We start from the raw sequence: 16088 nt of genomic DNA on the forward strand, positions 1-16088 counted from the left end.
CACTACGATCGAGCCATGCCTGACGCACTTTCTTGGCCAGCAGTGATCAGCGCGCTCATGGCGCGCGAGGACCTGACGATCAGGCAATCCACATGGGCCATGGAGGAGATCGTGCACGGGCGCGCCACCCAGGCACAGATCGCAGCCTTCGCCGTGACGCTCCGCGCGAAGGGCGAGACCGTCGACGAGGTCGTCGGGTTCCGCGACGCGATCCTGGACGCCGCGGTTCCGCTCGACGTCGATCCGATGGCGCTCGACATCGTCGGGACCGGCGGCGACGTGGTCGGCACCGTGAACATCTCGACCATGGCGGCCATCGTGATCGCCGCCGCCGGGGTCCCCGTCGTCAAGCACGGCAACAAGGCCAGCTCGTCGAAGTCCGGGTCGAGCGACGTGCTCGCCGCCCTCGGACTCGATCTCACGATGGACGCCGCGCGTGTCGCGGACACCTTCCGGCGTGTCGGGCTGACCTTCGCCTTCGCCAACGCGTTCCACCCCGGTTTCGCCCACGCAGGCCCGGTGCGGCGCGAGATCGGCGTGCCGACGGTGTTCAACTTCCTCGGCCCGCTGGTCAACCCCGCACGGTGCGAGGCCAACGCCGTGGGGGTCGCCCAGCTCGACCTCGTCCCGATCATCACGGGTGTGTTCCAGACGCGCGGAGCGACGGCCCTCGTGTTCCGCGGCGACGACGGACTCGACGAGCTGACCACCACCGGGCACAGCCACATCTGGGAGGTCACGGGCGGCCGCGTCACCGAGCACGACCTCGACCCGCGGGACCTCGGCATCGCCCGGGCACGCACGGAGGACCTGCTCGGCGGCGACCCCGAGCACAACGCCGGCGTCGTCCACCGGGTGCTCGCGGGGGAGACCGGACCCGTCCGCGACATCGTCCTGCTGAACGCCGCGGCCGGCCTCGTCTCGTTCCGGCTGGCACAGGACCCGAACGAGTCCGACCGGCCGATCCTGCAGCGCTTCCGCGAGCAGCTGGTCGTCGCCGCCGAGGCGGTCGACTCAGGCGCCGGTGCGCGCAAACTGGCTGATTGGGTCGGCGCAGCTCCCGCCGCGTAGTCCACGCCGCCCTGCGACCGTGCGCGGTGCGCCACCCGGTGCGAGCCTGACGGCTCGGTGCTGCGCCACGGGCGCGCACCAGGCGGTCACCGCTGCACCCGGTGAACAAGCCTGCACCGTGCCGTGTCGACAACCCCGAGCCGGACTGGAGGCCCGTGGCGGGCCCGCCCCGCGCCTCCAGTCCGCACCGTGCGCGGTCCGCGATCCCGTGCCACCCCAGCGCGAGCCGCACCGTGCGCGGTGCGTCAGCCGGTGCGAGCCTGACGGCTCGGTGCTGCGCCACGAGCGCGCACCAGGCGGTCACCGCTGCACCCGGTCAACAACCCCGCACCGTGCCGTGTCGACAACCCCGTGCCGGACCGGAGGGCCGTGGCGGGCCCGCCCCGCGCCTCCAGTCCGCACCGTGCGCGGTCTGCGATCCCGTGCCGCTGCGCGACCCGCACCGTGCGCGGTGCGTCAGCCGATGCGAGCCTGACGGCGCGGTGCTGCGCCACGAGCGCGCACGGTGCGGTCACCGCTGCACCCGGTGAACAAACCCGCACCGTGCTGTGCCGGCAACCGCCCGACGACCGGCCAACCGCGACGGACCCGCAGGAGACGCAACGCACAGGAGGCCCGGTGCCGGTTCCTGGAACCGGCACCGGGCCTCCCGTCGGTGCGTTCAGTGCACGCGGTCAGCGTGCGCGTGCTTCGTTACTGCACGTCCTCGTCGACCCAGTCGAAGGTCTTCGTGACGGCCTTCTTCCACAGGCGGAGCGTGCGCTCGCGCTCGGCGGCGTCGAGCTGGGGCTCCCAGCGCTTGTCCTCCTGCCAGTTGGCACGGAGCTCGTCGAGGTTGGCCCAGAAGCCGACCGCGAGACCGGCGGCGTAGGCCGCTCCGAGCGCCGTCGTCTCCGCGACGACCGGACGGACGACCGGCACGTTGAGCATGTCGGCCTGGAACTGCATGAGCTCGCTGTTCGCGGTCATGCCCCCGTCGACCTTGAGCTCGGTCAGGTCCACGCCGGAGTCGGCGTTGACCGCGTCGAGGACCTCGCGGGTCTGCAGCGCCGTCGCCTCGAGGGCGGCACGCGCGATGTGGCCCTTGTTGACGAAGCGGGTGAGGCCGACGATCGCACCGCGGGCGTCCGGACGCCAGTACGGCGCGAAGAGCCCGGAGAACGCCGGCACGAAGTACACGCCACCGTTGTCCTCGACGGTCTTGGCCAGGGCCTCGACCTCCGGGGCGCTGCCGATCAGACCGAGGTTGTCGCGGAGCCACTGGATGAGCGAGCCCGTGACGGCGATCGAACCCTCGAGGGCGTAGTGCGTCTCCTGGTCGCCGAGCTTGTAGCCGACGGTGGTGAGCAGGCCGTTCTCGGAGCGGACGATCTCGGTACCGGTGTTGAAGATCAGGAAGTTGCCGGTGCCGTAGGTGTTCTTCGACTCACCCTGGTCGAACGCGGCCTGACCGAAGGTCGCGGCCTGCTGGTCGCCGAGGATGCCGGCGATCGGGACCTCGCGCAGCAGGCTCGAGGACTCGACGTGGCCGTAGACCTCGGAGGAGCTGACGATCTCGGGGAGCATCGACTTCGGGACACCGAAGTCGGCGAGGATGTCGTCGCGCCACTGCAGCGTCTCGAGGTCCATGAACAGCGTGCGGGACGCGTTCGTGACGTCGGTCTTGTGCACGCCGCCGTCGACGCCACCGGTCAGGTTCCAGAGAACCCAGGTGTCGGTGGTGCCGAAGAGCAGGTCGCCCGCCTCGGCCTTCTCACGAGCACCCTCGACGTTCTCGAGGATCCACATGATCTTGGTGCCGGCGAAGTACGTCGCGAGCGGCAGGCCGACGATGGCCTTGTACTTGTCGGTGTCGCCGTCGGCGAGCTTGTCGACGAGCGCCTGCGTGCGGGTGTCCTGCCAGACGATCGCGTTGTAGATCGGCTTGCCGGTGGTCTTGTCCCAGACGACGGCGGTCTCGCGCTGGTTGGTGATGCCGACGGCTGCGACGTCGTGGCGCGTGATGTCGGCACGCGACAGTGCCTGACCGATCACCTCGCGGGTGTTGTCCCAGATCTCGGCGGGGTCGTGCTCGACCCACCCGGCGCGCGGGAAGATCTGCTCGTGTTCCTTCTGCCCGGTCGAGATGATCGAACCGGAGTGGTCGAACACGATTGCTCGGGTCGAGGTCGTGCCCTGGTCGATGGCGACGATGTAGTCGGCCATTGGTGCTCCTTACGGGTGTGTTCGGTGCGGGTGCGTGTGCGGTCGTACGGAACGGCCGTCCACGCCTTCGGGGTGGGGGTGGGTCAGCTGACGATGGGCAGCAGGGCGACGGACAGGCCGGCGGCGAGGGCGCCACCGATCAGCGGTCCGACGACCGGCACCCAGGCGTAGGCCCAGTCGCTCGAGCCCTTGCCCTTGATGGGCAGGAAGGCGTGCGCGATGCGGGGGCCGAGGTCACGGGCCGGGTTGATGGCGTAGCCGGTGGGGCCACCGAGGCTGACACCGATCGCGATCACGAGGAAGGCGACGGGGATCGCACCGAGCGATGCCGGCGTCTGACCGTTCGAGAACGCGATGACGACGAAGACCAGCACGAAGGTGCCGATGATCTCCGTGACGAGGTTCCAGCCGTACGACCGGATCGCGGGGCCGGTCGAGAAGACGCCGAGCTTGGCGGCCGCGTCGGGCTCCTCGTCGAAGTGCTGCTTGTAGGCGAGCCAGACGATGACCGCGCCGATGATCGCGCCGATCAGCTGCGCGAGCCAGTAGAGGAACATCTCGCCGACGGTGATCTTGCCGAGCAGGGCGAGCCCGAGGCTGACCGCGGGGTTGAGCTGACCGCCCGAGCTGTAGGAGACGGTGACACCGGCGAAGACCGCGAAGCCCCAGCCGATGGTGACCATCAGGAACCCGGCTCCGAAGCCCTTCGACTTCGCCAGCGAGACAGCGGCGACGACGCCGCCACCCAGGATGATGAGCATCGCCGTACCGACGAGCTCGGACAGGAAATTGACGCCGATGCCGTCCATCGGTGACCTCCAGTGCGTGAGGGTGGGGGTCCGGCCGTGCTGCGCCGCACTCCCCGTTGAGTGATTGAGGCCAACCATAGTGATGCGGTTCACGGCCCGGCGATGAATTCGTGAGCGAAGTGCGGCATCGTGCACGAACGTGCAGGACGAGTGTCCCCAGCACGATCCCGAGCCGGTGGCGCGTCCTCGGCGCACTGCACGAACGTGCATCGGGAGCGGACGGCCGCCCGTGCCGTCGATGTAGATTGGGCCCACTCCGGTCGACGACGCGCGGTGTGACCGCCACGGTTCGACCCCGTACCCGTGGAGGCACCGCATGAAGAAGCTCATCAACGACCCGCAGGCCGTGGTCGAGGAGACCGTCCGGGGCTTCGCCCGGGCACACGCCGGACACGTCGTCCTGGTCGAGGACCCGATCCACCTGCACCGCGCTGACGCACCCGTCGCCGGCAAGGTCGGGATCGTCAGCGGCGGTGGCAGCGGCCACGAGCCGCTGCACGCCGGCTTCGTCGGGTACGGCATGCTCGACGCCGCGGTGCCCGGCCCGGTGTTCACGAGCCCGACGCCCGACCCGATCGTCGCCGCGACGAAGGCCGTCGACGGCGGTGCGGGCGTGCTGCACATCGTGAAGAACTACACCGGCGACGTGCTCAACTTCGAGACGGCCGCCGAACTCGCGGCGATGGACGACGTCCGCGTCGAGTCCGTCGTGGTGGACGACGACGTCGCGGTGCAGGACTCACTGTTCACCGCCGGTCGTCGCGGCGTCGCCGGGACCGTCGTGGTGGAGAAGTGCGCCGGCGCCGCCGCCGAGCGCGGGGACGACCTGGACGCGGTCGCCGCCGTGGCCCGGCACGTCAACGACGTCACGCGGTCGATGGGGCTCGCACTGGCATCGGGCACCGTCCCGCACGCGGGGGAGCCGTCGTTCGTGCTGGCCGACGACGAGGTCGAGCTCGGCATCGGCATCCACGGCGAGCCCGGCCGCGAGCGGATCGCGATGGCACCGGCGGACGAGCTCGTCGACCGCGTGCTCGAACCGATCCTGACCGACCTCGACGCCCCGGCCGGGTCGTCGCTGCTGCTCCTGGTGAACGGCATGGGCGGCACCCCGCTGTCCGAGCTCTACATCGCGTACCGACGCGCCGCGGAGGTCCTCTCCGACCGCGGCCACCAGGTCACGCGTAGTTTGGTCGGCGACTACGTCACGTCCCTCGAGATGCAGGGGTTCTCGCTCACCGTCACGGTGCTCGACGACGAACTCACGGCCCTCTGGGACGCCCCGGTGGAGACCCCGGCCCTGCGCTGGGGACGCTGACCGACTGCGAGAGCGACCGCAACCGCAACCGTCCACGGCCGCTCGACCACCGGACCACGACAACGGGCCACCGGGCCCGCCACACGAAGGGAACCGCATTGGCGCTCGACACCGCATGGGCCATCGACTGGGTCCGTCGCACCGCCGCGACGATCGACGAACACCGCGCCGAGCTCGTCACGCTCGACCGTGAGATCGGCGACGGCGACCACGGCGAGAACCTCGACCGCGGGTTCCGGGCCGTGCTCGAGGCCGTCGACTCCGGGTCCTTCGACACCCCGGGTGCCGTGCTCAAGACCGTCGCGACGAAGCTCATCTCGACGGTGGGCGGGGCGGCCGGCCCGCTCTTCGGCACCGCCTACCTGAAGGCTGCGCAGGCCGCCGGTGACGCGGCCGAACTCGACGCAGACACCCTCGTCGCCGTGCTCACCGCCGCCCGCGACGGTGTCGTGTCCCGCGGCAAGGCCGCGGTCGGCGACAAGACGATGGTCGACGCGTGGAGCCCCGCGGTCGACGCCGCAGCAGCGGCCGCCGGTGCCGGCGACGACCCGAAGGCCGTGCTCACCGCAGCAGCAGACGCCGCCGCGCAGGGTGCGGCGGACACCGAGCCGCTCGTCGCCCACAAGGGCCGCGCGAGCTACCTCGGCGACCGCGCGATCGGGTACCGCGACCCCGGTGCGCAGTCGACCGCGTACATCCTGCGCGCAGCGGTGGACGCAGCGTGACCGTCGGCATCCTGGTCGTCTCGCACAGCGCGGCGATCGCGACGGGCACCGTCGAGCTGGCACGGCAGATGGCCGCGGACGTGCCGCTCGTCGCCGCGGGCGGAACGGACGACGGCGGCATCGGCACCTCGTTCGAGGCGATCACCGCCGGCATCGAGGAACTCGCCCAGGCGGACGCCGTCGTGGTCCTGTGCGACCTCGGCTCCGCCTACCTGACGACCGACACCGCGCTCGACTTCCTGGACGACGACGTCCGCGCACGCGTCCACGTGTCGCAGGCCCCGTTGGTCGAGGGAACGGTGGCGGCCGCGGTCGCCGCCCAGACGGGCGGCGACGCCGACGCCGTGCTGGCCGCCGCAGCGTCGGCCGCGGGTTCCGAGGCGGACGCGAGCACCGCCTCCCGTCCGTCCGGTGACCAGCCTGGAGGCACGGGGCCGGCCGACGGGGCTGCCGCCGTCGACGACGCGGCCGGCTCCGACCGCGTCAGCGCGTCGGTCGAGCTGGTGAACGAGACCGGGCTGCACGCCCGGCCCGCCGCGGAGTTCGTGAAGACGGCGGCGAAGTACGACGCGAGCGTGCACGTCAACGGCGTGGACGCGAAGAGCCTGCTGGCGATCATGGCCCTGGCGCTGCCGAAGGGTGCGACGGTGTCGATCGACGCGACCGGGCAGGACGCGCAGGCCGCGGTCGACGCCCTCGTGGAACTGGTCCGGTCCGGCTTCGGCGAGTGACACCGCCGCCGGACGAGTGACAGCGCCGCCGGGGGAGACCCCGGCGGCGGTGCCCGCCCCGGTCAACGGATCGAGATCGTCCCCGCAAGGTCGAGGTCCGAGGGGCCGCCGGTGACCCCGGCGTCCGCGAGCAGGGTGGCACCGAACACGGCGCTCCAGAACGTGCGGGCGTCCCGGGCGACGCCGCTCGGGCTCGTCCAGCCCTGGTCGGCGACGACGCGCTCCAGGTAGCGCTCGGACTGCCGGAACAGCACGGCGAGCAGCAGCCGCACGCGCTCACGCTGCGCCGGGTCGTCCCCGGCGGCCCCGAGCGCGCGGACCACGAGCGGGGTCGACGGCATCGCGAGGGCGGTGCGGGCGAGGACCTGCCGGAACGCCTCCGCCGAGCGGGCACGACGGCCGGCCGCCTGCAGTCGCGTGGTGTCGCGGAGGAACAGCGCGAACGCGGCGTCGAGCACCAGGCGGTCCTTCGAGCCGTAGTGGTGGGTGATCTGGTTCGGGTAGACACCCGCGACCCGGGCGACCTCGCTGACGGTGACGGTCCGAGCGCCCGCGCTGAGCAGTCCGGCCGTCGCGGCGAGGATCTTCGCCCGTGTCGCCGCGCCGCGTGCCGTGCCGGAGCCGTCCATCGTGGTTGCCATGTCGGAATTGTACGTGGTACAACTCAACTTGTTCAACGTACAAGAGGAGTTCCCGTGGACATCGTCATCACCGGCTACGGCGCGGTCTCACCCTTCGGCCACGGCGTCGCACCGCTCTGGGACGCCCTGGTGGCCGGTCGCTCCGGCGTCCGCGCCCTGCACCGCGACGGAGCGCTCTGGGAACAGGTGCCGATCCGGGTCGGGGCCGATGCCGCACTCGACGCCGAGGGGGCGCTCGGGCGGGTCCGCGCCAATCGCCTGGACCGCAGTCAGCAGCTGGCCCTCGTCGCCGCGGACGAGGCCTGGGCCGACGCCGGTGCCCCCGCGGTGGAGGGCGACCGCCTCGCCGTGGTGATCGGCACCGGGATCGGGGGAGTGGAGACGCTCCTCGACGCCCACGACGTGCTCGGTGCGTCCGGTGCCCGGCGGGTCTCACCGCGCACGGTGCCGATGCTCATGGCGAACGGTGCCGCCGCGCAGATCAGCATCGCCTACGGGGCGCGGGGCGGCGCTTACACGACGGTGTCGGCATGTGCGTCCGGTGCGGAGGCCATCGCCACCGCCGCGCGACTCATCGCCACCGGTGAGGCCGACGTCGTCATCACCGGCGGGACCGAGGCCGCGGTCACCCCGGTGACGATGGCGTCGTTCGCCCAGTCGCAGGCCCTCGCGAAGCCCGACGGCGACGACCCGACGACCCTGTCCCGTCCGTTCGACGCCGACCGCCGCGGCTTCGTCCTCGGCGAGGGCGCCGGCATCGTCGTGCTCGAGCGTGCCGAGCACGCCGCCGCCCGGGGGAAGCGGTCGCACGGCACGCTCGCCGGGTGGGGGATCACCTCGGACGCGCACCACATCACCGCACCGCTGGCGGACGGCAGCGAGCAGGAGCGGGCCATGCGCGCCGCTATCGGGATGGCGGGACTCGCCGGCGGCGACGTCGACCACGTGAACGCGCACGCCACCGGCACCCCCGTCGGCGACGTCGGCGAGGCGGCCGCCATCAGCCGGGCGATCGGGACCGGAGCGCTGGTCACCGCTCCGAAGAGCGCGATCGGGCACATGTTCGGCGCTGCCGGCGCGGTCGAGGCGATCCTGACCCTGCGGGCGCTCGAGACCGGGACCGTGCCACCGACCCTGAACCTCGACCGGCTCGACCCCGCGGTGGACCTCGACGTCGTCTCCGGCACCGCACGGACCGCGCCGCTCCGTGCGGCGTTGAACAACTCGTTCGGGTTCGGCGGTCAGAACGCGTCGCTGGTGTTCACCGCGGCGTGAGCTCCTGCAGGCCGGTGACCCGGAGCAGGTCGAGCTTCGCGGCGTCCTCGGAGCCCGGGACGACCGTGTAGACGACGATCCGCAGGTCACCGCCGGGGACGCTCAGCACGTCGCAGTCGATCTCCACCGGCCCGACGGGGGTGTGCACGACCTTGCGGCTCGCACGGTGCTCGGCGATCCGACCGGTCTCCCAGCGGCGGGCGAACTCGGGGGACTCCCGCAGCAGTCGTTCGACCAGGTCCGCCAGGTCGCGGTCCGCCGAGTAGCGGCCGTAGGCCTGTCGCAGGTCGGCGGCGAGGTCGCTCGAGAACTCCTCCTGGTGCTCGTCGTCCCAGTCCACCCCGTCGCGCTCCTGCGTGAAGTGCCGCCAGACCAGGTTGCGATCGAGCCCGACGTACCGCGAGGGGTCGCCGTTCACCGCGGCCCACAGCTCGTTCCAGAGCACGATGTCGTGGGTCGCCGTGAACACCGCGAGCGGGACGTCGCCGAGCCGGTCGACCAGCCGCTGCACGCCGGGCGTGATGTGCCGCGGCACGACCTGACGCGACGGCGGGGCGACGCCGGCCACCCGGCACAGGTGGTCCCGCTCCTCGGACGACAGCCGGAGCGCCGTCGCGAGGGCGCCGAGCAGCTGCGGCGACGGGTTCGTCGCCCGGCCCTGCTCGAGGCGGACGACGTAGTCGACGCTCACGCCCGCCAGCGCGGCGAGCTCCTCGCGACGGAGGCCCGGGGTCCGTCTGCCGGGGCCGGCCGGCAGGCCGACCGCCTCGGGACGCACCCGGTCGCGCCAGGAACGCAACACGTTCGCGAACTCGCTCATGTCCACCATCATCGCCCCGCGCCTCCTGTCCGTCCTGGTACTGCCGGTCCCACCGTCGCACCGTGCCTGGGGGAGCCGGGCCGGCGGGGGCAGGCTGGGCGCATGACAACGACACTGATCACCGGGGCAAACCGCAGCCTCGGACTCGAGACCGCACGCCGACTGCTCGAGGCCGGCCACACCGTGTACGCCGGCATGCGCGACCCGGCCAGCGGCGACGACGCCCGCGCACTCGGCGCCCACGTCGTGCAGCTGGACGTCACCGACCAGGCCAGCATCGACGCGGCGATCGCGACGATCCCCGAGCTCGACGTCCTGGTGAACAACGCCGGGATCCTCGGCAGCTCGTTCGGGGTCGACGACCTCGACGCGAGCGCGATGGCGACCGTGCTCGACACCAACGTCACCGGCATCGTCCGGGTGACCCAGGCCGCGCTGCCCCTGCTGCGACGTTCGGCGGCACCCGTCATCGTGAACGTTTCGTCGGGGGTGGGGTTCCCGCGCTGGCTGACGACACCGGGACACGACGAGTACAGGGTGCCGGCGGTGCCGTACGCGGCGTCGAAGGCGGCCGTGATCGCGTTGACCGTGCAGTACGCGAAGAACCTGCCCGGCTTCCGGGTGAACGCGAGCGACCCGGGCTACACGGCGACGGAGTTCAACGGGTTCGGCGGACACCAGACGATCACCGAGGGCACCGACGCCACGGTCATGCTCGCGACGATCGGCACCGACGGGCCGACGGGGGAGTTCCACAACCGCGAGGGCCGCATCGAGTACTGAGGGCAGCGCTGCGTGTGCACCCGCGCCCCGTCAGTCGTGCACGTCGGCGCCGAACCCCGGCCCGGGACGCATCATCCAGCCGTCCGGATCGGGCAGCGGGCGGAACCCGAACCGCTCGTACAGCCCGTGGGCATCCGCGGTGAACAGGGCGAAGCGCTTCAGGCCGAGCGGCTCGACCGCCTCGGTCACGCCGTGCACGAGTGCGACCCCGACGCCGCGGCCCCGGGCGTCGGGGTCCACGAACACGTCGGCGAGCCACCCGAACGTCACGCCGTCGGTGATCACGCGCGCGTAGCCGAGCTGCTCGCCGGTCGTCGCGTCGTACACGCCGAAGTTCCGGGAGCCGGCGATGATCGCCTCCTGCGTCGCCCGGTCACGGCCGCGGGCCCAGTACGACTCCTCGCTCAGCCATCGGTGCACGCGGTCGACGTCGAGGTCTTCGGGGTCGGCGGAGAAGCGCAGATCGGTCACGTGACGAGTCAACCGGCGGACGCGCCTGCGGCGCAACGGCCGATCGGGGTGCGGTGGACCGCTCGCGAGGTCGGGTGGTCGGGTGGCCGTCGGCCTGGAGGCCCGTGGGGACCCCGGCGGACGGGTCGCCTCGGGCGGTCGGTCGCGCTGGTCCGCCGTCGGGCGTCCGGCGTCCGGCGTCCGGCGTCCGGCGTCTGTCAGGATGGCCGCATGCGCGCTGTCCAGTACGCCCAGTTCGGTTCCGTCCCCTCGATCGTCGACCTGCCGGAACCCGTGGCCCCGGACCACGGCGTCGTCATCCGTGTGGCTGCCACCGGCGTCTGCCGCAGTGACTGGCACGCCTGGAAGGGCCACGACGACTCCGTCCGGCTGCCGCACGTGCCCGGCCACGAGTTCGCCGGCGTCGTCGCGTCGATCGGCACGGGCGTCCAGCGCTTCGCCGTGGGTGACCGGGTGACGGCACCGTTCGTGTTCGCCTGCGGGACCTGCGCCGAGTGCCTCGACGGCGCCACCCAGGTGTGCACCGCCCAGCAGCAGCCCGGGTTCGACCTGCAGGGCTCGTACGCGGACTCCCTGGTCGTCCCGCACGCCGACCTGAACCTCGTCGCGCTGCCCGACGCCGTGGACTTCGCGGTGGCGGCGGCGCTCGGATGCCGATTCGGCACCGCGTTCCACGCCCTGCACGCCCGAGGGCGCGTCGCCGCAGGGGAGTGGGTCGTGGTCTACGGCTGCGGGGGAGTCGGGCTCTCCGCGGTCATGGTCGCCGTGGCCGCCGGCGCGCACGTCGTCGCCGTCGACGTCTCCACGGCCGCACTCGAACGCGCCGCCGCCCTCGGCGCCGACACCGTGCTGATGGACGCCGATGCCGTCACCACGGTCCGGTCCCGCACGGGCGGCGGAGCACACGTCTCGCTCGACGCCTACGGCAGCCGTGCCACCTCGGTCGCCGCCGTGGCGTCCCTGCGTCCGCGCGGCCGGCACGTGCAGGTCGGGCTGCTCCTCGACGACGAAGCCGCTCCGGCGATCCCGATGGGCCGGGTCATCGCGGACGAACTCGAACTGCTCGGCAGCCACGGGGCAGCGGTCGGGGAGTACGGCGCGATGCTCGACGCCATCGTGGCCGGGCGGCTGCGTCCGGAGGAGACGATCGGCCGCACGATCAGCTTCGACGACCTGCCCGAGGCGCTCGTCGCGATGGACCGCCCTGCGACCTCGTCGGGCATGACCGTCGCGGTGTTCTGAGGCTCGGGCGTCCCGTCAGCCCTCGGTCCGCGCGTCCGCGCCCCGGCGGATGCGGAGCACGACCGCGCCGATGACGAGCACTGCCAGGATCCCGACGACCCCGAACAGGAGTGCGGGGCCGCCGTGGCCGTGCGCATGCGTGCCGGCACCCGTGTTCGGTGCGGCTGCCGCTGCCGCTGCCGACGGTTCCGAGGATGATGTGGGCGCGGCCGTCGGGCTCGTCGTCGTGGGTGGGACGGTCGGAGATGCGGCCGGTTCCACCGAGAACGCGAGCTGCCCCTCGATCGGATGGCCGTCGGGGGAGACGTACCGCCAGACGAGGGTGTGCGGGCCGGGGGAGAGCGACACCGCCTTGGACATCGAGGTGCCGTCGACGGCAACCGCTCTGGACGACTCGTCGGTCCCGCCGTCGTCCCGGACCTCGATGCGCAGACCGGCTTCGAGCCCGGCAAGCGGCGCCTCGCTGAAGCTGAGTGTCACTCGCTCAAGGTCGGCAGCCACGGTGGCGCCGTCCGCCGGATCACTCGATGTCAGTGCTGCGTGCGCCGATGCAGGTGTCGTGCCGATCAGCACGAGGAACGCGGACAGGGCGACGGCGAACAGGACCCGGGGTGTCACGGTTCGTGAGCGGCGTTGGTCATCTCGGTGATCGTGCACGCGTCCACGCTAGGGAAGTGATGTCGAGCGTCCCGCCAGCCGAGCGGGGCCTCGGAACGTCCGAGTTGACATAATATGCATTATCGGCGCACCGGCGGACGCCCCGTACGACGCTTCGTGAGCAGAAAAGGTCGAGTCCGCTGCACGAACTCGACCTCTTCTGCTCACTGGATGACGACGGTGTCAGTCGGCGGGCTTCGTCGGGACGTCGTCGGCGTCGATCTCGAGCGCCGCCGGCTCGCCGCCCTGTTCCTCCAGGGTGTCCTGGTCGGTGTCGGGCTGCTCCGGCGACTCGCTCTGGGTGGTCTCTTCGGCTGGGTCAGGCTGGCTGTAGCTCATGCGCCGGACGGTACGCCCGCGTTCCTGAACAGCCGCAAGCTCGGCGCCCGAGACGCTTGGTGAGCAGCAATGGTCGAGTCCATCCGCTGGACTCGACCATTGCTGCTCACGATGCGAAGCGCACCATTCACATGTTCGAGAGCGCCACCGCGTTGATGATGAAACCGATCACACCGATGACGATGGCGACGATCGACAGGATGACGCCCGCCGTGATCATCCCGCGGCTGCCGCCACGCTTGCGCGCCGAGATGCCGAGCACGAGACCGACGATGCCGCCGATGACACCGACGATCGGCACGAACAGACCCACGACGGTCCCGATGATGCCGAGCACCAGGGAGACGATGGCGAAGGTGTTCGACTGCGCGGGCGCGTTGCCGGGGTTGGACATGGTAGAGCTCCTTCTGGTCAGGACGCCGATCCAGGCCGGGTAGCCGATCGTGAGCGTCAGTCAGAACGGTAGTCCTCACACACGGCTTATGCCCAGATTCGCCCCCTGAGTCTGTCCCCCGGCTCAGGCTCCGACGTACGCCGCCAGGTGCTGCCCGGTCAGCGTCGACCGTGCCGCCATGAGTGCAGCGGGTGTCCCCTCGAACACGATCCGTCCACCGTCGTGCCCGGCGCCCGGCCCGAGGTCGATGATCCAGTCGGCGTGCGCCATCACGGCCTGGTGGTGCTCGATCACGACGACCGTCCGGCCGGCGTCGACGAGCCGGTCGAGCAGGCCGACCAACTGCTCGACGTCGGCCAGGTGCAGGCCCGCGGTCGGCTCGTCGAGCACCACCACGCCGCCCCGGTCACCGAGGTGCGTCGCGAGCTTGAGCCGCTGCCGCTCTCCCCCGGACAACGTGGTGAGCGGCTGTCCGATCGTCAGGTAGCCGAGCCCCACGTCGGCGAGCCGGGCGAGGATCGTGTGGGCCGCCGGCAGTGCGGACTCCCCCGCCGCGAAGAACGCCAACGCGTCGGCGACGGACATGCCGAGCACCTCGCTGATGTCCTTCCCGCCCAGGTGGTACCCGAGCACGGACTGGTCGAACCGCTTGCCGTCGCACTCGACGCAGGGGCTCGCAACGCCCGCCATCATGCCGAGGTCGGTGTACACGACACCGGCACCGTTGCACGCCGGGCAGGCGCCCTCCGAGTTGGCGCTGAACAGCGCGGGCTTGACGCCGTTGGCCTTCGCGAACGCCTTGCGGATCGGCTCGAGCAGACCGGTGTACGTCGCCGGGTTGCTCCGCCGTGAGCCACGGATCCCGCTCTGGTCGATGGCGACCACATCGTCGCGCCGGGCCAGCGACCCGTGGATGAGCGTGCTCTTGCCCGAGCCGGCGACCCCCGTCACGACGGTGAGCACCCCGGTGGGGACGTCCACGTCGACGTCGTGCAGGTTGTGGGCCGAGGCGCCGCGGATCGCGATCGCCCCGTCCGGACGACGGACCTCGGACTTCACGGTGACGCGGTCGTCCAGGTGCCGACCGGTCACGGTCCCGCTCGCACGCAGCCCGTCGACGGACCCCTGGTAGCAGAGCGTCCCACCGCCGGAACCGGCACCGGGTCCGAGGTCGACGACGTGGTCGGCGATCGCGATGACCTCGGGCTTGTGCTCGACGACCAGGACGGTGTTGCCCTTGTCGCGCAGCCGGACGAGCAGTTCGTTCATCCGCTCGATGTCGTGCGGGTGCAGCCCCGTGCTCGGCTCGTCGAAGACGTACGTGACGTCACTGAGCGAGGAGCCGAGGTGCTTCACCATCTTCACGCGCTGTCCCTCTCCCCCGGACAGCGTGCCGGTCGGGCGGTCGAGCGACAGGTAGCCGAGTCCGATCTCGACGAAGGACTCGAGCAGGTCGCGGAGCCCCTCGAGCAACGGCCCGACCCCCGGGTCGTCCAGGCCCTGCAGCCAGGCGACGGCGTCGGTGATCTGCATCGCGCAGACGTCGGCGATGCTGCGACCCGCGATCTTCGACGAGCGGGCGGTGTCGTTCAACCGGGTCCCGTCGCAGGCCGGACACGTCGTGAAGGTCACGGCGCGGTCGACGAACGCCCGGATGTGCGGCTGCATCGCCTCGCGGTCCTTCTGCAGGAACGATCGGCGGACCCGGTGCACGAGCCCCTCGTAGGTCATGTTGATGCCGGCGATCTTCTGCTTCGTCGGTTCGCGGTACAGGAAGTCCTGCCACTCCTGCTCGGTGAAGTCGCGGATCGGGGTGTCCCGGTCGAAGTAGCCCGACTCGGCGTACAGCCGCACGTTCCACCCGTCGGTCCCGTACCCGGGGATCGTGAGGGCGCCGTCCCCGAGCGACTTCGTGTCGTCGAACAGCTGCGTCAGGTCGATGTCGTTCACCAGCCCCCGGCCCTCGCAGTCCGCGCACATGCCGCCGAGCCGTGTGAACGAGACCTTCTGGGCCTTCGCGTCCGCACCCTTCTGCACCGTGATCGCTCCCCCGGCCGTCACGGTGGCGAGGTTGAACGAGAACGCGTTCGGCCCCCCGATGTGCGGCTGACCGAGTCGGCTGAACAGCACGCGCAGCATCGCGTTCGCGTCCGTGGCGGTGCCGACGGTGGAGCGCGGGTCGGCGCCGATGCGCTCCTGGTCGACGACGATCGCGGTGGTCAGGCCGTCGAGCAGGTCGACGTCCGGACGCGCGAGCGAGGGCATGAACCCCTGCACGAACGCGCTGTACGTCTCGTTGATCATCCGCTGCGACTCGGCGGCGACGGTGCCGAACACGAGCGAGCTCTTGCCCGAGCCGGAGACCCCGGTGAACACCGTGAGCCGCCGCTTCGGCAGGTCCACGTCGACGTCGCGCAGGTTGTTCGCGCGGGCACCGCGCACCCGGATCCGGCCGTGCCGGTCGGCAGGGTGCGCGTCGGCGCCGGTGGGGTCGTCGTCGACCGGATCGGTGTGCATGCGGGTCAGCGTACCGACGGGAGGCCCGTGGCGGGGCCGCCACGGGCCTCCCGTCCGGTCCCGGGTCGGCCGTCAGGCCGTGGTGCGGTG

At 71.7% G+C, this 16088-nt stretch carries 16 protein-coding genes; 7 read left to right on the forward strand and 9 right to left on the reverse strand.

The window, feature by feature from the left end; genetic code table 11:
• Positions 1 to 15: 15 nt before the first annotated feature.
• Positions 16 to 1071, forward strand: a complete 1056-nt coding sequence (gene trpD, locus DEJ12_RS11575; protein ID WP_111030102.1) for an anthranilate phosphoribosyltransferase — start codon at positions 16 to 18, stop codon at positions 1069 to 1071.
• A gap of 693 nt (positions 1072 to 1764) precedes the next feature.
• Here the strand turns inward: trpD and glpK are convergent.
• Together glpK and DEJ12_RS11585 are read right to left on the reverse strand one after the other, a co-directional pair.
• The gene (gene glpK / locus DEJ12_RS11580) at positions 1765 to 3276 is read right to left on the reverse strand and encodes a glycerol kinase GlpK (RefSeq protein WP_017887334.1); all 1512 of its coding nucleotides are present in this window, start codon (positions 3274 to 3276) and stop codon (positions 1765 to 1767) included.
• Positions 3277 to 3359: 83 nt separating this feature from the next.
• Entirely contained in the window at positions 3360 to 4085 is a 726-nt protein-coding gene (locus DEJ12_RS11585) for an MIP/aquaporin family protein (protein WP_111030103.1), read from the reverse strand.
• A gap of 316 nt (positions 4086 to 4401) precedes the next feature.
• On the opposite strand from DEJ12_RS11585, the gene dhaK reads away from it, so the two are divergent.
• The 3 genes from dhaK (at position 4402) to dhaM (ending at position 6859) form a co-directional block, all read left to right on the forward strand.
• Positions 4402 to 5403: a dihydroxyacetone kinase subunit DhaK gene (gene dhaK / locus DEJ12_RS11590; RefSeq protein WP_071403831.1), complete on the forward strand. Its 1002-nt coding sequence runs from the start codon at positions 4402 to 4404 to the stop codon at positions 5401 to 5403.
• 98 nt (positions 5404 to 5501) lie between these two features.
• Positions 5502 to 6128: a dihydroxyacetone kinase subunit DhaL gene (gene dhaL / locus DEJ12_RS11595; protein ID WP_111030104.1), complete on the forward strand. Its 627-nt coding sequence runs from the start codon at positions 5502 to 5504 to the stop codon at positions 6126 to 6128.
• On the forward strand, positions 6125 to 6859 hold the full coding sequence (gene dhaM / locus DEJ12_RS11600) for a dihydroxyacetone kinase phosphoryl donor subunit DhaM (protein ID WP_111030105.1): 735 nt from the start codon (positions 6125 to 6127) through the stop codon (positions 6857 to 6859). Before dhaL ends, dhaM begins: the two co-directional genes overlap by 4 nt.
• A gap of 62 nt (positions 6860 to 6921) precedes the next feature.
• Here dhaM and DEJ12_RS11605 read toward each other — a convergent pair whose 3' ends face one another.
• On the reverse strand, positions 6922 to 7500 hold the full coding sequence (locus DEJ12_RS11605; protein ID WP_111030106.1) for a TetR/AcrR family transcriptional regulator C-terminal domain-containing protein: 579 nt from the start codon (positions 7498 to 7500) through the stop codon (positions 6922 to 6924).
• 54 nt (positions 7501 to 7554) lie between these two features.
• Between DEJ12_RS11605 and DEJ12_RS11610 the strand changes: the two genes are divergently transcribed.
• A complete protein-coding gene (locus DEJ12_RS11610) occupies positions 7555 to 8775 on the forward strand; it encodes a beta-ketoacyl synthase (protein ID WP_111030107.1) in 1221 nt (406 codons plus the stop codon).
• On the opposite strand, the gene DEJ12_RS11615 is transcribed toward DEJ12_RS11610, so the two are convergent.
• Complete coding sequence (locus DEJ12_RS11615; RefSeq protein ID WP_181433150.1) at positions 8762 to 9595, reverse strand: helix-turn-helix domain-containing protein; 834 nt, start codon at positions 9593 to 9595, stop codon at positions 8762 to 8764. The two genes, DEJ12_RS11610 and DEJ12_RS11615, sit on opposite strands and share 14 nt — an antisense overlap.
• Positions 9596 to 9697: 102 nt before the next feature.
• Between DEJ12_RS11615 and DEJ12_RS11620 the strand changes: the two genes are divergently transcribed.
• The gene (locus DEJ12_RS11620) at positions 9698 to 10378 is read left to right on the forward strand and encodes an SDR family NAD(P)-dependent oxidoreductase (RefSeq protein WP_111030109.1); all 681 of its coding nucleotides are present in this window, start codon (positions 9698 to 9700) and stop codon (positions 10376 to 10378) included.
• Positions 10379 to 10408: 30 nt separating this feature from the next.
• Here the strand turns inward: DEJ12_RS11620 and DEJ12_RS11625 are convergent, their stop codons facing one another.
• Positions 10409 to 10849: a GNAT family N-acetyltransferase gene (locus DEJ12_RS11625; protein WP_111030110.1), complete on the reverse strand. Its 441-nt coding sequence runs from the start codon at positions 10847 to 10849 to the stop codon at positions 10409 to 10411.
• 210 nt (positions 10850 to 11059) lie between these two features.
• On the opposite strand from DEJ12_RS11625, the gene DEJ12_RS11630 reads away from it, so the two are divergent.
• Positions 11060 to 12091, forward strand: a complete 1032-nt coding sequence (locus DEJ12_RS11630) for an alcohol dehydrogenase catalytic domain-containing protein (protein WP_111030111.1) — start codon at positions 11060 to 11062, stop codon at positions 12089 to 12091.
• A 15-nt stretch (positions 12092 to 12106) separates the two neighbouring features.
• Here DEJ12_RS11630 and DEJ12_RS11635 read toward each other — a convergent pair whose 3' ends face one another.
• The 4 genes from DEJ12_RS11635 to DEJ12_RS11645 all read right to left on the reverse strand — a co-directional run bounded on the left by DEJ12_RS11635 (position 12107) and on the right by DEJ12_RS11645 (position 15998).
• Positions 12107 to 12748 carry a copper resistance CopC family protein gene (locus tag DEJ12_RS11635; protein ID WP_111030112.1) on the reverse strand — a complete coding sequence of 214 codons (642 nt, stop codon included), beginning with the start codon at positions 12746 to 12748 and terminating at the stop codon, positions 12107 to 12109.
• A gap of 183 nt (positions 12749 to 12931) precedes the next feature.
• Positions 12932 to 13087 carry a hypothetical protein gene (locus DEJ12_RS18045; RefSeq protein WP_163343611.1) on the reverse strand — a complete coding sequence of 52 codons (156 nt, stop codon included), beginning with the start codon at positions 13085 to 13087 and terminating at the stop codon, positions 12932 to 12934.
• Positions 13088 to 13214: 127 nt separating this feature from the next.
• On the reverse strand, positions 13215 to 13481 hold the full coding sequence (locus tag DEJ12_RS11640; RefSeq protein WP_111030113.1) for a DUF4190 domain-containing protein: 267 nt from the start codon (positions 13479 to 13481) through the stop codon (positions 13215 to 13217).
• A gap of 123 nt (positions 13482 to 13604) precedes the next feature.
• The gene (locus DEJ12_RS11645; protein ID WP_181433148.1) at positions 13605 to 15998 is read right to left on the reverse strand and encodes an excinuclease ABC subunit UvrA; all 2394 of its coding nucleotides are present in this window, start codon (positions 15996 to 15998) and stop codon (positions 13605 to 13607) included.
• Positions 15999 to 16088 lie beyond the last annotated feature (90 nt).

It is taken from the genome of Curtobacterium sp. MCLR17_059, assembly GCF_003234665.1.
Lineage (GTDB): Bacteria > Actinomycetota > Actinomycetes > Actinomycetales > Microbacteriaceae > Curtobacterium > Curtobacterium flaccumfaciens.

Coding starts and splice junctions, on each gene's coding strand:
- trpD (WP_111030102.1), top strand. CDS start 16: ATGCCTGACGCACTTTCTTGGCCAGCAGTGATCAGCGCGCTCATGGCG.
- glpK (WP_017887334.1), bottom strand. CDS start 3,276: ATGGCCGACTACATCGTCGCCATCGACCAGGGCACGACCTCGACCCGA.
- DEJ12_RS11585 (WP_111030103.1), bottom strand. CDS start 4,085: ATGGACGGCATCGGCGTCAATTTCCTGTCCGAGCTCGTCGGTACGGCG.
- dhaK (WP_071403831.1), top strand. CDS start 4,402: ATGAAGAAGCTCATCAACGACCCGCAGGCCGTGGTCGAGGAGACCGTC.
- DEJ12_RS11605 (WP_111030106.1), bottom strand. CDS start 7,500: ATGGCAACCACGATGGACGGCTCCGGCACGGCACGCGGCGCGGCGACA.
- DEJ12_RS11615 (WP_181433150.1), bottom strand. CDS start 9,595: ATGAGCGAGTTCGCGAACGTGTTGCGTTCCTGGCGCGACCGGGTGCGT.
- DEJ12_RS11620 (WP_111030109.1), top strand. CDS start 9,698: ATGACAACGACACTGATCACCGGGGCAAACCGCAGCCTCGGACTCGAG.
- DEJ12_RS11630 (WP_111030111.1), top strand. CDS start 11,060: ATGCGCGCTGTCCAGTACGCCCAGTTCGGTTCCGTCCCCTCGATCGTC.
- DEJ12_RS18045 (WP_163343611.1), bottom strand. CDS start 13,087: ATGAGCTACAGCCAGCCTGACCCAGCCGAAGAGACCACCCAGAGCGAG.
- DEJ12_RS11640 (WP_111030113.1), bottom strand. CDS start 13,481: ATGTCCAACCCCGGCAACGCGCCCGCGCAGTCGAACACCTTCGCCATC.
- DEJ12_RS11645 (WP_181433148.1), bottom strand. CDS start 15,998: ATGCACACCGATCCGGTCGACGACGACCCCACCGGCGCCGACGCGCAC.